The sequence below is a fragment of the Algoriphagus locisalis genome, from assembly GCF_900116615.1.
Classification (GTDB): Bacteria; Bacteroidota; Bacteroidia; order Cytophagales; family Cyclobacteriaceae; genus Algoriphagus; species Algoriphagus locisalis.
This window is the reverse complement of the sequence record NZ_FPBF01000003.1, coordinates 541,778-556,593: the sequence shown is the minus strand read 5'-3', so window position 1 is coordinate 556,593 and position 14,816 is coordinate 541,778. Positions and strand designations below refer to the sequence as shown.

Sequence of the window (14,816 nt, the reverse complement as noted above, 5' to 3'; positions counted from 1 at the left end):
TGAACCAATATACTATCCCGAGGATTAAATCTGCCGTTTTGGTGGGGTCTTTTATGTTTTTACTGTTCTCAGTAGCCAAAAAAAATCCCAGACAATTTCCGTCCACAACATCAAAACTGCTTTTCGTTTTCAGGTAAACTGATATCTTTAGGGGAAAGAATCAAATGAAAAGATTACAAATCAAAATCACCCGCCTCGACTACGAAATCAACATCTTGGTGTATGAGTTGTGTTGCTTGACAGAGGAGAAGATTAGGATAGTGGAAGGGGGTGAGGGATGAGAGATTTTTTAGAAATATTTGTTCCTGTAATTCTTCCAATAGTTTCCCTTTTTATTGGTGCTTATATTCAAAGACAGAGGGATAAACTTAACTTAGAACAGGAGGCCTTTTTCCAGAAAAAAAGAGAGAATTATTTTAATGTTATATCACCCTTAGTTCTTATGATTAGTAATGGGTCAAATAAAAGAGAACAAGAAAAAATTATTACCAAAATTCTTTCAAATGAATATAGGAAAGAAGTACTCGCTTTGAGTTTATATGGAAATGATGAAGTAGTTAAATCATTCAATAACTTATTTCAATTTATCTATAATAGAAATGATATTCCAGATTACACTGATATTATGATGCCTCTTCTTGGTAAAATTCTTCTTGAAATGCGGAAGGAGTTGGGTAATAAAAGCACATCTCTAGATGAATATGGGATTTTAGAATTTTTAATCAAGGACATAAAAGAAGTTAAAATTAAGAGCATTAAAGATTATAATAACTACTTGAAAAATAACTCATAAAATGTTTTTCTAAAGTCTAATAATTGCCCTCGCCACACCTCGAGCTAATCTATTGTCTTTTAGGTTTGAGTGGTGGCTAAGCGTAGTCTGCGATAGCTATCCGGACCATCTACGCTTTTATATCTTTTGGAATCCCGCACAGCTGTAGTGAGTAATTCCTCCCGATTCCTATCGTGGGTCCCACAAGTTCAACCCTTTCAGGGTTGGGACTCACCATTATAAGTAGGTTTCCATTGTCCACGGGTTTCACCCGCGGTTATTGAGAAGTTAGACGGCTTCACCGTCCAAAAATAGATATATCTGATCACCATTTTTTCCAATTGCTGACCACGAAGTGGTCAAACCTCTCAATAACCATGGGTGCAACCCGTGGATCCTGAGCTCAAAATACCTTTATACCTCCCGACCCTGAAAGGGTCGAACTTACCTTGACATCTTTTCAGAAATTCCCGATCTTCCTCTCCTTTACTAAACCCCATTTTTTATGAGCACATATACCCAGTTGATGTACCACATAGTTTTCTCTACCAAGCATCGGGAGCCCACACTAGTACAGGATCAGAAAAAGCGCCTTTTTGCCTACATCCACCAACTTCTGACCAATAAAAATTGCCATCTCCACCGAATCAATGGCGTGGAAGATCATATTCACATATTGACGCATGTACATCCTACGATTGCTATTTCATCATTGGTAAAAGATATCAAATTGGCAAGTGATGATTTTATTAAAAGAGAAAGGCTTTTTCCAAAATTCAAAGGCTGGCAGGATGGCTATGGGGCTTTTTCAGAATCCATCAAAGCAAAGGCTGATCAACTATATCCGAAATCAGGAGGAGCACCATAAGAAGGAAAGTTTTTTGGAAGAGTATAAGAGATTGCTGGAAGAACATGAAATTGCTTTTGATGAGAAATATCTACTCTGAGTTTAATCATAACCTAGACGTATGCTATTCTACAAGTTCAACCCCATTCGGGGTTGGCATGCACATCCTCGTTTACATATTTCCCTAGGTTGCACCTAGGGTTATTGAGAGGTTCGACGGCTTCACCGTCGTTTTTCACTCAGTGATACTTATAGGCAATTTTTCCGACCCCGAACGGGGTCAAACTTCTCAATAACCGCGGGTGAAATCCGTGGATTACGAAATAACGATACGATCCCCACGACCCCGAAGCGACAGTCCCGATAAGCGTAGCGGTTTCGGGAGGTGTCGAACTTTTTCCCGAATAGAATTCCATATCATCCATGCCTACGGCATTTTTAAAAACTATCCAATCCTTCTGATCCAGCCAATGAATTGGCTGGCTATATAATCGGACATGCCTACGGCATTTTTGCGAAAAAAAATTCCTTGGGTTTAATTCCCTTTACAGTCCCATAGGGACGACCCATATTCTTGCCAGCCGTTTTAACGGCTGGATAAAAAAGGATAAGAACTAGTTTGAGAGTCCCGTAGGGACGGGACATATTTCAATCCAGTCATTTCTTTTAAAAATAAAAAGTCCTTCTGCGTCACAGAAAGGATAATATTCAAAAACCGTAAGGATATTATTTATTTAACAACTTCTCCAATCTCCCCATCATCTCATCCTTTTCCTTCAACATCCGCTCGTAAAGGGTGATTTTTTCTTCGTGGAGTTTTTTGATTTCTTCAAGTGGATTGATGTGGAATGTCGGTTTGGAATTACCAACAAAAGCATCCTTTTCAATATTGAAAGTGTTTGCAATTATGTTGACAGCCTGTTCCTCATCAAAATTCTGAAAAGCTTCCACCGGAATCCGAAGAATCTCACCCACTTGACGCAGCAGTTCTTCTTCGACTTCTTCCTTTTGTTCGAGTTGGCTGATCTTCTTTTGCGACCAGTCATCCCCGAGTTCGTGGGCCAAGGCTTCCTGCTTGATGCCCATCATTTCCCGGAATCGCTTGATATTTCTGCCGTGGTGGATTTTCTCGTTCATAGTCTGAATATTGTCATTGGAAAAATAGGGAATTCCCATGAGAAGGAATAAACTAAATTATCCCATTGGATAATATGATCCAAGAGACAGTGAAAATTGCCTGACATTTTTTGTCTGAAAGGTCTCAAGCAGGCCATTCATCAGAATAGTTTATTCCATTTGCCTTTCTAATTCATCTTTTCCTGGAATAGGCTATTCCGCTGATATCCTGGAAATTGGTCTGAAACAAATCAAAAAATCTATGCAACCATTCGTATTTCATCTAGGTAATCTTTGTGACTCTCCTCTCAACATCACCGGAGATATTCATTTCCACCTTTCTGAATCTGATTCCAGGATGATGGACTTGTTGCTGAAATCCCTGGAAATCAACCGAAAGCTCGTTTCGGGATTCTGTTCCCAATGGGAAAATGAAGAAGGACTCTATCGGGAGATTCAAATCCTTATCGAACAGCAAAAAGCGCTTGAACTCCAAGTTGCTCAAACTCTAAAGCCTTAAAAATCCCAAATCCAAGGACTAGGACAACTCAAATCAACATCCCTTGAGCTTGAAAAACTACATGCGTTTTCATCAAAAGGTCTCCCAAAGTAGTGCCAATCCTATGCAAAAAACAGCCTAAATACGGGCATAATTCGGCCTAAATTCAGGCTTTGTACCCTAGTCTCTGGAATTTACCCCGACGCAAAATTGTACAAAAACCGCATATTCCGCACGTTTGGTGGCGGGAAGTACTGTCGTTCTGTTTTTTTAGGTCATAAATATTTGACACTTAAACAGCAGGATTATGGCAAAATTACTAAGTTTTGGAGGGCTCAGACTCCAGGGAAAATCAGGAGGATTTACCTTCTACCAGATGGATGGACAGACCATCATGAGGAAACTTCCTTCTCCCAATCATCGAAACAAAACTCATCCCACACCACTTCAATTGCTCAACAGACAGCGATTCCGGGAAATCAATGCATTTCTAAAGCCTTTCAAGGAAGTCTTAAATTTCGGTTTTCAGAATCAATCTACTAAAAGCAGGAAGGGAATGCATTGCGCTTTCCGGGATTTGGTCAATAAAGGCTACACCTTCGGGCAGGAACCTCGTATTGATCCTGCTTATCTCAAAATCAGCGAGGGACCATTATTGGGACCCGAGGGAGCTCAGGTAATTCGAAGCGGCAAGCTTATCCAAATCAACTGGGGCGATAATTCAGGGCAGGGGAGTTCTTATTTTCCAGACTACTGCATGGTTTTTATCCTCCATCCGGAATCAGGCAAATACTATTGGTTTAAAGAAGCCGGTACCAGATCAGGCTTGCAGGCAGAGATTTCAATTTCAGAAAAGGATTTGGGAAAGACTTGGTGTGTCTATCTAGCGTTTTATCGGAAAAAGGGGGCTAACTCCTGTTTATTCTCAGATTCCAGTTATCTGGGAAGAGTTTGAGAATTCGATATTGGATTCGATACGCTACACAGGACGGGTTGTAAGAGTTCAATCCCCAGCTCGGCGAAGTCTATTGCGCTCTCTGGGTTTAGTAGAAAGTTTGAGGTTTATGCTGGGTGAAGTTCTGGGTGAAGTTTGCAACTTCACCCTTATATTATGATCAATTCCTAATTGATTTTGATACGGATCAGCAATGAGAAATTGGACTGGATATAAAGGTAGGATCGAGCGTTTAAAACAGCTTTAGAAAAGCTGTTTAGTAAGAGGCCAGGATGCAGGGTTGTCAAACTGCGCCTTGCAGCCTTAACGCCTGTTTTACGCTCAGATGGGGGTATTTTATTCCATTGTCGAAAAAACAAGACAGAGGGTGTCGGATGTATTTAGATTGGACTGCTGTAAGAAACTACGTCTAGCTTACGCTCAATGGAGAATTAAGGATTAACACTTAGTATTTAGAGACAGGATGGCTTATTTAAGTTTTTTCATTGAATTACTACTCAGCAATGACTTCATTTGACTAATCGCCATTTTGTTTAATTGTATCAATCGTTCATTTTGGGATAACCCTTGTTCTATAAAAATGGCATTGATGCTTTCCATATTACTCAAAATCACCAATTGCTCAATAGTAGATTGATCTCTTATATTTCCTTTTGCTTTAGGATTTTCGTCTCGCCCACTGCTTGGCGGTTTTTCCAAAAAGTGCCATGTTTAGCATATCAGCTTCATTAGCATACACCAAGCCAGTTTGCGTGTTAGTCAATTCCTTGGGAAGAAGATTCGCTTTGATAGCATCCGTATGAATCACATAATTAACCTTGGCTAAGGTACGTTGCAAATTCCAGTCGAGTTTTAGTCGGTCATTTTCATCCGCTTTAAGTCGTTGGAATTCTTTGATCAGGTAAATTTTGAATTGCGGACTAATCCACATTCCAAACTCAAAAGCAATATCTGGATGGGCGTAAGTTCCACCATATCTGCCTGCGGTGGCTTTCAAACCGATTGCATTTGTTTTTGTCACCCATTCTTTTACACTTAGTTTGTAGCTATTCAGTCCCGCCTGACTTTTAATTGTGGCGAATTCGCCATAATTAAAATCAGAATTATAAACTGATTCCCATATTCCGAGATATTCTACCGTGTTCCTATTCCTTAGCCAATCAGAAATAAAAAAGTCGCCATCTTTGGCTTTAAGCATATCTGTCAGGGAAATAAATTCCTTTTCACCGTCAAAAAGAATGGTTATCTCTTTGCCTTCAACCTGAATCTTCTTGTTCTGTGCCATATTCTTTTGTAAGATACAAATTCGTGAAAAGAACAGACTGATATATTAGCACTTAGGCAGTTTTAGGGATGAACTTGTAAAGAGCTGACTAAAAAGTATCCATGCCTTAGACAGCTTATGGTTTTAAGGATTTTTGATTTTCTCCCCTTTTATGGGTGAGTAATCCGTTTTCAATTCTCCATTCACCATTATTTCCTCAAAAAAGGCTTTCGCTCCGGTAGCTTTGGTCATGTCTTCTACATTCTGTATATGGAAATGTAGGTGGGCTTCTGAAGAATTGCCCGAATTGCCACAAAGACCTAATAACTCGCCTTGTTTTACTTGTTGACCTTGTTTTACTACAATGGAGTTTTGTTTGAAATGTGCAAAGAATAAGAATTCATTGTTTGCAGTCTTTAAAATAACCGTATTACCGGGTATGTAAATCGGATTCAGCTCACCTGGCACATTGTCTTTGACACCATCCACGACCAGCACAACTTCTGCATCTGCAGGAGCAATCAGTTCTTTGCCAAAGGCATAGTAGTCTTCATTTTGCTTCCCGTCTGTTTTATAGGATTTCCCACTTTCGTCTGTGATCAAGATGTCAAAAGCATTTTTCTGAGCGACATTTTCTACATGATAATTCAATTCCTTGGTGTCGCCACCCCAAAACACCGTCCATTCCCCCTTGAATGGCAGGATTAATTGGGTTTCGTTCCGAGCAAGGGTTGGGAGTTTATTTTCTTGATAAGGCTTTACAAACAAGCCATTTATTTTATTATCTCCGTCAACCGAAATATTGACAGCAAAAACGGCTCGCTCAAAATTTGTCTTATACGAAGCATAGGTGCCATTTTCGTACCTGATGAATTCCATCTTTTCAATAGAACCAGCCTGACTTTTGATTCCCTTTACAAATTCTGTGGTCTTCTCTATCGGTAAAGCCGCTTTCATTTGTGAAGAGAATAGGTTAAATATCTTCTGATATTCATCAGCATTAAAATATTGTTCAAATTCAGCCGTTACTTTTCTGTAGGTTTCTTTCTCACCTTGCCCAAAGCTTATAAATGGGATAAGAAAAAATGCTAGTAGGGACAGATTCTTGAGGATGTTCATTTTGAAGTTAGGGATTGTGGAGGTTTAGGCTGGTGTGGATGAGGTTTGGTACGTGTAATGATCTCTTCAAATTACACCTCCTTTTATTATCCTACAAATCTTAGTTAAAAAAGGTAGGGTTTGGAGTGGGGCTGAGTGAAGTTTGAAACTTCACCCCAGCTCGGCGAAGTCTATTGCGCTCTCTGGGTCCAGTAGAGAGTTTGAGGTTTATGCTGGGTGAAGTTGGCAACTTCACCCTTAAATTCTGATCAATTTTTAATTGATATTGACACGGCTCACCAATGAGAAATTGGATTGGATATAAAGGTAGGATCGAGCGTTTAAAACAGCTTTAGAAAAGCTGTTTAGTAAGAGGGCAGGATGCAGGGTTGTCAAACTACGCCTAGCAGCCTCGGCCCCTGTTCTAGGCTCAGATGAGGAAGAGTTGATCTAAATGATTTTTAGCAAGCAGTTTCGGGGTGTTTCTGGAGAAAAGCAATGGCAGCTTTGCAAAGCTGCTCTAGTGCGCCCAAGTCTATATCTGCAAGCTTATTCACATAAATGCAGGCTTTTCCCATCTTGAACTTACCAAGGTTTTTCAAAAGCAATTTGCTTTCTTCTGCGCTGGTATAGATATAAAAGGAGAAGGCTGCTTTGCGCGGTGAAAATGCAATCAATGGCATGTCTCCTTCATGACCGCTTGCATATTTATAGTGATGTGAGCCAAAACCGATGATGCTCGGTCCCCACATTTTAGCTTCATATCCAGACCATTCCTGCATCAGTTCTATAAGCTTGAAGCTGTCGGTTTTCTTTTGTTCGCTTTCAACGAATGATGCTATGAAATCACTTACACTGACTTCTGTTTCTGTGGTTTTGTTTTTTGTTGCCATTATCGAAGATTATTTTGCTCATGTTGTCAGGCATTATATGTTAAAGATAAAAACTTTACAAATACCGATGTGAAGGTTTTGTGTGGTGTTTTTTGGTATTGATGAAGGTTGTAATTTCTCCGAAGGTTTTCTATGTTGTTGAACAGGCGATTCTTTTACTAATGCTCCCCCAGAAGCTGCAAAATGTCGTGAAAAGCAATAACTAGTCAAACCCAGCTTCTGGAGAAGCAGGATATCGGCATTCTCTGCGAAAATCTCCTTGATGATCTTTAATCAAAAAAAGCCCTGCCTCGCAATAAGACAGGGCTTTCCGATTGAAACCACTTTCGGTTTGAAAATGATTTGAGAACTGCGACTCTCTAGATAATAGATTTTACCAATCCTCCTTCAACTCGGATGGCCGCACCGTTGGTTGCTGATGCCAGTGGGCTGGAATAATATACTACGGTATCCGCCACTTCTTCTACAGCAGCGAAACGCTGAATCAATGAAGTAGGTCGCATGTCTTGAAAGAATTCTTCTTCCACTTTTGCAACTGATTTACCACTTGATTCTGACAAGTCTTCAATGAATTTACCAACCCCTTTTGATTTGGTAGGGCCAGGCAAAATCGCGTTTACAGTCACATTTGAGCCCTTAGTTAATTCTGCCAAACCTCTTGATACAGCCAATTGAGCGGTTTTGGTCATCCCGTAATGGATCATTTCGTCAGGAATGAAAACGCCCGATTCGCTGGAAATGAAAATTATTCTGCCCCAGTTCTTTGCAAGCATTTTTGGGAAATACTGTCTGGAAAGACGGATCCCACTCAGAACATTCAATTCAAAGAATCTGAACCAGTCTTCGTCAGGAATTTCAGCAAATGCCTTTGGCTCAAATATCCCGGCATTGTTGATCAAAATATCTACTTCAGGAAGTTGCTTTAGCAAATTGTCCACTTCTTCTACTTTAGAGAAATCAGCAGGTATTCCACTTATTTTATCAGAGCCAGTTTCTGATTTAAGGGCAGCAATTGCTTTATCTACACTTTCTTGAGTTCTCCCATTGATGACTACGGTGGCTCCTTCTATCAGGAACCGCTTTGCGGTAGCAAAACCAATTCCTGCTGTAGATCCACTGATAAATGCTTTTTTGTCTTCTAATTTTAAATCCATTGTTTCTGATTATTAAAAATGACTAGTTGAAAAGCAGTGAGTAGCTGCATGCTAGAGTAAACTGAAGGGGAGGCCAGAAAATTCGAAAGAAGGCTAAAATCTAGAAAAATTATTTGCTGAGATTGCCGCCGTTCGTGTCTCACGAACGGCTTAAGTTTTAAATTCATTTCGGTTTGTGAAGACACAAACCGAGGCGAAGATGACTACTAATATTCCGGTCATTATGAAAAAAACTAGGGAATAATTAAGAAAAGAATTCTTTTTCTCATTCTATAAAAAGTGGATTTGCTTTCCCTAGGGCATCTTCAGCTCGGCTTCGTACCCTTTCTTTTACTTTGTCCTATGAAGAAAATTTCATTTCTCCATTTTTATATTTATCAAGCCTACTGTCCAGCTCCTCAACTTGTTCCACACTTAAATCAAAAGTGCTTTCCTGTTGCTCTTTGAGTCCTTGAAGTTGCTTAAGGATAGACTTGTCCTGAAGTTGGGTAAGCCAATGGATAAGATCAATTTTAATAGATGGTACGTCCATATTTAAATGCTCTTTAATAGGTGTCAGATAAAGTTAACGATTTTTACGTTTGATTAAGTTTCTTATACCTTTCGGTTTGTGAGACACAAACCGAGGCGAAGGAACTGCGCCCTCTGCGTTACTCTCTGTGCTCACCGTGGTAAATTATACTCTCTTCTTCACCAGTTGATCCATCACCCAGTTCGCTCTTGCTCCGCTGATTCCTGTGCTTTGGCAGGTTCCAGTACCAAGTAGATCTGCTACTATAGTTTCGATCAACGGTTGTTGAATGTGCTTAGGAAGTTCAAATGAGAGTTTTTCAGCTGCTTTTCCATCAAGCTCCAACTCAAATTCTCCTTTGCCAAAGGTCTCAAAACTTACTTTTCCCTTACTTCCGTAGATGATGGTTTGATCTAATTCTGCATTTTCAGAAGTTGTAAAGCACCAGTTTCCGGTTCCGAGAACCCCGCTTTCAAACACAAAACTTCCAACGACAATGTCTTCAGCTTCATAGGTTCCTGCTTGATTGGAGCAAAAACCTGAAGCATGGGTAATTTTCCCAAAGAAAAAATCCATTAAGTCAAGCTGATGGGAAGCCAGATCAAAGAAGTATCCACCCCCAGCGAGTTCTGGATCCACCCGCCAATTGGTCTCCACTTTAGTGATTAAAGAAGCATCCAGCTTTTGCTTGAGATTGATATGGACAGAACGGATTTCTCCCAGAGTTCCATCAGTAATTAATTCCTTGATTTTACGGAAGTGAGGCAAAGCTCTACGGTAATAAGCTACGTATAAGGGCACATTTGCTTTTTCACAAACTGCAATCATGTCCAGACATTCCTGATGGGTTCTTGCCATCGGCTTTTCCACATAAACAGGCTTGCCAGCTGCTGCGGCAAGTGATGCCAGTTCCAGGTGTGCACTAGGAGGGGTGGCGATGTAGATCGCATTGACTTTGGGATCGTTGATCAGGTCAGCTGCAGACGTGTACCACTTTGCGATTCCATGCCGTTGGGCGTAGTCTATTACTTTTTCTTCCGAACGGCGCATCACCGCCTCAATTTTACTGTTTGGGATGAGGTTCATGGCAGGCGCTGATTTGACTTCGCAGACATTTCCTACGCCTAGAATTCCCCATCTCACTTCGGTATCTTGGATTTTGCTCATGGTATAAAAATAATGCCTGTGTCCAATATCAGGCTTTTGATGATTTGAATGAATGGCTTGTTAATTAGCCGGAGGAGGGCTTCTTCTTTTCATCACCAAGCTATCCGCAGGGTAAGTAGCCTTGAGGTATGCCATTTGATCTTTTGCCCAATCGATAATCAACTGCCGGTCAGCGTCAGAAAGATTCGCTTCTGGATGCAGTCCAAAATAGGTGTAAGACTCCAAGGGCATCTCTTTTTCCTCTACCATTTCTATGGTTTCTTCCAACTTATGGTTTTGATAAGCTAGCGGTCGATTGGTGAATTCATCAAAATTCAGGTGTCTTTTGCCATCCTGAATGTGTTGATTGAGCCAATACCCCACAGGCTCTATGCTAGCGTACCAAGGATATTCTGATGTGTTTGTATGACAGTTATTGCAGGCATTGACCAGCAACTTGTTCACATTGTCAGGGATATCGTAGCTGCCAGAGATAGGGTGTTCTGCAGGATTTCCCTCGTTTTTTTCGTAGGGAATAAACTGAATAGCTATTAAAACGATTAAAATGACTAATCCGATTTTTTTCAACATGGCTTAAAGAATTTCTTGTCAGTGATGTAATGGTAGAAAAGGTTTAAGTAATGAAGGGTAATATCTTTAAGGTTTAGTTCTTTTTTACCCGGAGTTAAAGTTGGATCAGTCTTTCGTAAGATTTTTATTTCATTCCTACTTATTGTCGAAAGGTTAAAGTAAAGAATGTACTAGTCATATTAATTGGGGGAATTCTCAAAGTCCAAGATTTGACTGCTAAAGACTTAAGAACTTCCGCCAACGATGATTATTTTTTATGCCAGGATTTACCTTTGTTTTTAGAGTAAAAACTTCCTTTAGGGCCTTCTGCCAAAAGTTCTTTGCCTCCATCCGCTAAATCTGAAAATTCACCTGGACTTGCTGGATTTCCCATGTAACGTAAAGACCAAGTTTCTCCCTCATCTACAGAATATTCAAGTTTAAGCGTGTTGGTTGGGCAAATACGTATTAGTTCTTTCCCCTTTTTAATCATTTGTGCCATTTATTAATTATTTAAATCCCGACAATCTAAGAATGCTTGTCGTCTAAAAAAAAACTAAGCAAAGTATTTATGGATAAAATCCAATTTTTTTTAAAACTTCTTTTTAAACTATCTTTTTTGATCTTAACATTTCAATTTCATTTCCCAGCCAAGAATGAACCTCGCAACTCTATTAGTTAGAGAGCGTGCTCGTGCTTGGTTTGGAAAATTATTGTGCAGGATGAATTAGTGTACTTTATTAAAATATCGAAACCCGTCCAACAACAACTTGAACGGGTTTCGAATGATTCAATTATCGGAATAAATTACATTTCCCAACCTTCCCTGTAGGTTCTGCCAACAAATTGGTTGGCGTCTTCGAAGTTTGTAATCAGCAATTTATCTCCATCCCAGAGTAGTTTCTTTCTGCCGTAGAATTCCATCTGTCCTCTGGAGTTTTCTCTGCGGAGCATGTAGCTACGGATAGCAAGATTACCCATCAGTACAGTTTCTGTCATCGGTCCGGCATAGTCGAATGAAGATGTCAAGCCCTTGTGCTCTTCACTTCCGAATCCTGCCTTACATGCATCCACCCATTTTCTCTGGTGGCCATACTCAGGTTCAATGTTTTCTTCAGTTTGTGGGCCAAACTCTTGCGTGCCATCGTTCAGGTATAGTTTTGGCATCAGCGGAGATGAGTCATTGATATTAGTAGCGATGATTCCCTTGTCACCGATGATCAGTACGCCATTTGCTCCGCCACCGATTTCCTGATCTGCAGGAATAATGTCTGGGTGGGCTGGTTTGATACCACCATCCATCCAAGTCATATTGATAGGTGACTTGCTTTTTGGAGTTGCTGCAAAATTCAAGGAAATAAAGGAAGATGCCGGACATCCATCAGGATGATAATCTGGAGTCCACATACCACTGTAAACTGACCCGACGCTACATTCAGCATCTGTTGGATAATGTAAGCCTAAGGTTCTAAATGGAATATCAATTAGGTGGCATCCTACATCACCTAATGCTCCTGTGCCATAATTCCACCAGCCTCTCCAGCTGAATGGATGAAGTTCTGGGGTATAAGGGATCTCCGGGGATGGGCCTAACCACAAGTCCCAGTTCAGCGCATCAGGCTTTGCACTTGGGTTTGGCTTAGGAAAAGCTCCACCTTGAGGCCATACTGGTCTGTTTGTCCACACTTCCACTTTTGAGATTTTTCCGATTTTATCCTCATCCACCCATTTTTGGACAAGTTTCAAGAGCTCGTTCGAACCACCTTGATTCCCCATTTGGGTTACTACTTTCTGGCTTCTTGCCATCTCGGTAAGCATTCTCGCCTCCTTGATGTTATGTGTCATAGGCTTCTGCACATAGACATGCTTGCCACGCTCCATGGCATATTTGGCTGCTGGACCATGCACGTGATCCGGAGTAGAAATGGTCACTGCATCGATGTCCTTTTCTTTATCGAGCATTTCGCGGAAATCAGCATAACGCTTAGCATCTGGGAATCTCTCTACAGAAGCTTTGGCTGAACCGGAAAAATCAACATCACAAAGAGCTGCTACACGTTCTCTGCCGTTTACTGAGGCATTTCTGATATCGCTTGCCCCTTTTCCGCCAGCGCCGATGGCTGCCAGATTCAGTTGATCACTTGGAGAAATAAATCCTACTCCGCCCAGCACGTGGCGTGGAACAATCATAAAAGAGGATGCAATTGCTGCATTTTTGATAAAATCCCGGCGGCTTTGTCCTTCAGGATTTTTCTTAGGGTTTTGCATAAGGTTAAGTGTTTAAGGTCTATTAATCAGTATTCTTATAAGCTTGATTTCAGATGTCAAAAATCCATTTGCATTTAGCGGGAAGATAACTCACCGACGGAAGGCGAAGATGCAAAGCAACCTACTTGCCGAATTGTCTATAATTACCATTAGCTACCTAGTTTAGGAAGTGTTTCTGGCAGAAAAACGGATTTATTTTTTTACTATTCTAAAAATAGGGATTTATTTTTTTGTAATAATCCTGATTGTTTTCGAACGCTCATTATCAAAGGATCAATGGTAATGCTTAAAAAAGCTCCAAAAAACAGTGATTTTATAATGAGGGGTATTGAGCAGGTAGTTCTTTAAAAAAAACGAGAGTAAAGAGGGAGATCTGGGTAAAAATCAATGTGCAATCGATGGTATTATTTGTGATTTCAGTGTTTTTTGGTTTAAGTTTAATTTTACTAAAATATTATTTCGCAATAGAAAATATCATGAAATAGTAATAAATCAGTATAAAGCAGGTAGCCATTGCAAAAAAAAGCCAGTTTCTTTGAATATATTGAAATGCAATAAGCATGAAACAAACAATTCAACTAGCCTGAAATGAAAATAGGAGTTCTAAAGGAAACCAAAGAAGGAGAGAAAAGGGTGGCGCTGAGTCCTGATGTCATCAAGCAATTAATCAAGAAGGAGTTTCAAGTCGCAGTACAGCAAGGTGCTGGGTTAGGATCCAATTTCTCAGATCAAGACTTTGCCGAAGCGGGCGCTGTCATTGGTAGTGAAGCTGAGGTTTTTGACTCAGATATTTTGCTCAAGGTCAACATCTTTACCAAAGAAGAAATAGCTCAAATGAAGACTGGAAGCGCATGCATGTCTATTATGTATGCCTATAACCATCCGGAAATACTTGCGGAATTGAATAAGAAATCCATCACTTCCTTTGCTATGGATGCGGTTCCGAGGATTTCCAGAGCCCAAAAAATGGACTGCTTGAGTTCTCAGGCCAATCTGGCTGGATATAAATCGGTGATTTTGGGAGCGAACTATCTGGAGAAGATATTCCCTTTGATGATGACTGCTTCTGGTACAATTACGCCAGCTAAGGTGTTGATTTTCGGAGCAGGTGTGGCTGGGTTGCAGGCCATTGCTACTGCCAAGCGATTGGGCGCAGTCGTCGAAGTATCTGATGTACGCCCCGAAACCAAGGAGCAAGTGGAATCTCTTGGAGGTAGGTTTTTGACAGTGGAAGGAGCAGAAGAGGTGAAAGTGGAAGGTGGCTATGCTGCGGAGGTTTCTGCTGAGTTTTTGCAAAAGCAGAAAGAACTCATTCAAAGTAAGATCAAGGATTCGGATCTGGTGATTACCACGGCTTTGGTCATGGGGAAAAAGTCTCCGATTCTAGTGACTGAGGAAATGGTGAAAACCATGAAAAAAGGAGCGGTGATCGTGGATATGGCTGTGGAGTCAGGCGGGAATTGTGAAATCTCCGAAAAGGATAAAATCGTGCAAAAGCATGGCGTGACTATTATCGGCGAATCCAATTTGCCTTCGCTTATGTCCACCAATGCCTCTCAGCTTTATGCGACAAACATCAGTACCTTATTGCTGCATTTGGCTAGCAAAGATGGATTTAATCTAGACCGGGAAGAAGAAATCACCAAAGGTGTTTTGATCACTTTTGAGGGTCAGGTGGTGCATGAATTCACCAATAAAATATTAAATAACTAAGAATTAACCT

15 protein-coding genes and 1 pseudogene are annotated in these 14,816 nt (G+C 40.5%); 5 read left to right on the top strand and 11 right to left on the bottom strand.

What is annotated here, in order from left to right:
* Positions 1-277 precede the first annotated feature (277 nt).
* Positions 278-793, top strand: a complete 516-nt coding sequence (locus tag BM386_RS11385; RefSeq protein WP_091693993.1) for a hypothetical protein — start codon at positions 278-280, stop codon at positions 791-793.
* 484 nt (positions 794-1,277) lie between these two features.
* Positions 1,278-1,719 (top strand): annotated as a pseudogene (tnpA, locus tag BM386_RS11380) (IS200/IS605 family transposase).
* 626 nt (positions 1,720-2,345) lie between these two features.
* Here the strand turns inward: tnpA and BM386_RS11375 are convergent.
* On the bottom strand, positions 2,346-2,756 hold the full coding sequence (locus tag BM386_RS11375; RefSeq protein ID WP_091694504.1) for a helix-turn-helix domain-containing protein: 411 nt from the start codon (positions 2,754-2,756) through the stop codon (positions 2,346-2,348).
* A 241-nt stretch (positions 2,757-2,997) separates the two neighbouring features.
* Here BM386_RS11375 and BM386_RS11370 point away from each other — a divergent pair, with 241 nt between their 5' ends.
* The gene (locus BM386_RS11370) at positions 2,998-3,255 is read left to right on the top strand and encodes a hypothetical protein (RefSeq protein ID WP_091693991.1); all 258 of its coding nucleotides are present in this window, start codon (positions 2,998-3,000) and stop codon (positions 3,253-3,255) included.
* 286 nt (positions 3,256-3,541) lie between these two features.
* Complete coding sequence (locus tag BM386_RS11365) at positions 3,542-4,189, top strand: DUF6266 family protein (protein ID WP_091693990.1); 648 nt, start codon at positions 3,542-3,544, stop codon at positions 4,187-4,189.
* A gap of 468 nt (positions 4,190-4,657) precedes the next feature.
* Here the strand turns inward: BM386_RS11365 and BM386_RS24140 are convergent, their stop codons facing one another.
* The 10 genes from BM386_RS24140 to BM386_RS11320 all read right to left on the bottom strand — a co-directional run bounded on the left by BM386_RS24140 (position 4,658) and on the right by BM386_RS11320 (position 13,093).
* Positions 4,658-4,888, bottom strand: a complete 231-nt coding sequence (locus BM386_RS24140) for a hypothetical protein (protein ID WP_425285310.1) — start codon at positions 4,886-4,888, stop codon at positions 4,658-4,660.
* On the bottom strand, positions 4,848-5,474 hold the full coding sequence (locus BM386_RS11360; RefSeq protein WP_425285309.1) for a KilA-N domain-containing protein: 627 nt from the start codon (positions 5,472-5,474) through the stop codon (positions 4,848-4,850). Before BM386_RS11360 ends, BM386_RS24140 begins: the two co-directional genes overlap by 41 nt.
* A 123-nt stretch (positions 5,475-5,597) precedes the next feature.
* Complete coding sequence (locus BM386_RS11355; RefSeq protein WP_091693988.1) at positions 5,598-6,572, bottom strand: DUF3887 domain-containing protein; 975 nt, start codon at positions 6,570-6,572, stop codon at positions 5,598-5,600.
* 440 nt (positions 6,573-7,012) lie between these two features.
* Positions 7,013-7,444, bottom strand: coding sequence for a DUF1801 domain-containing protein (locus tag BM386_RS11350; RefSeq protein ID WP_091693985.1), 432 nt, complete (start codon positions 7,442-7,444; stop codon positions 7,013-7,015).
* A 359-nt stretch (positions 7,445-7,803) separates the two neighbouring features.
* The gene (locus BM386_RS11345; protein ID WP_091693982.1) at positions 7,804-8,598 is read right to left on the bottom strand and encodes an SDR family NAD(P)-dependent oxidoreductase; all 795 of its coding nucleotides are present in this window, start codon (positions 8,596-8,598) and stop codon (positions 7,804-7,806) included.
* A 340-nt stretch (positions 8,599-8,938) separates the two neighbouring features.
* On the bottom strand, positions 8,939-9,130 hold the full coding sequence (locus BM386_RS11340) for an addiction module protein (RefSeq protein ID WP_091693979.1): 192 nt from the start codon (positions 9,128-9,130) through the stop codon (positions 8,939-8,941).
* Positions 9,131-9,274: 144 nt separating this feature from the next.
* Positions 9,275-10,276: a Gfo/Idh/MocA family protein gene (locus BM386_RS11335; protein WP_091693977.1), complete on the bottom strand. Its 1,002-nt coding sequence runs from the start codon at positions 10,274-10,276 to the stop codon at positions 9,275-9,277.
* Between the two features lie 60 nt (positions 10,277-10,336).
* Positions 10,337-10,846, bottom strand: coding sequence for a heme-binding domain-containing protein (locus tag BM386_RS11330; RefSeq protein ID WP_091693974.1), 510 nt, complete (start codon positions 10,844-10,846; stop codon positions 10,337-10,339).
* A 247-nt stretch (positions 10,847-11,093) separates the two neighbouring features.
* A complete protein-coding gene (locus tag BM386_RS11325) occupies positions 11,094-11,327 on the bottom strand; it encodes a sialidase family protein (protein ID WP_091693972.1) in 234 nt (77 codons plus the stop codon).
* Between the two features lie 305 nt (positions 11,328-11,632).
* A complete protein-coding gene (locus BM386_RS11320) occupies positions 11,633-13,093 on the bottom strand; it encodes a Gfo/Idh/MocA family protein (RefSeq protein ID WP_091693969.1) in 1,461 nt (486 codons plus the stop codon).
* Between the two features lie 588 nt (positions 13,094-13,681).
* Between BM386_RS11320 and BM386_RS11315 the strand changes: the two genes are divergently transcribed.
* The gene (locus BM386_RS11315; RefSeq protein ID WP_091693966.1) at positions 13,682-14,806 is read left to right on the top strand and encodes a Re/Si-specific NAD(P)(+) transhydrogenase subunit alpha; all 1,125 of its coding nucleotides are present in this window, start codon (positions 13,682-13,684) and stop codon (positions 14,804-14,806) included.
* The last annotated feature ends 10 nt before the right edge of the window (positions 14,807-14,816 follow it).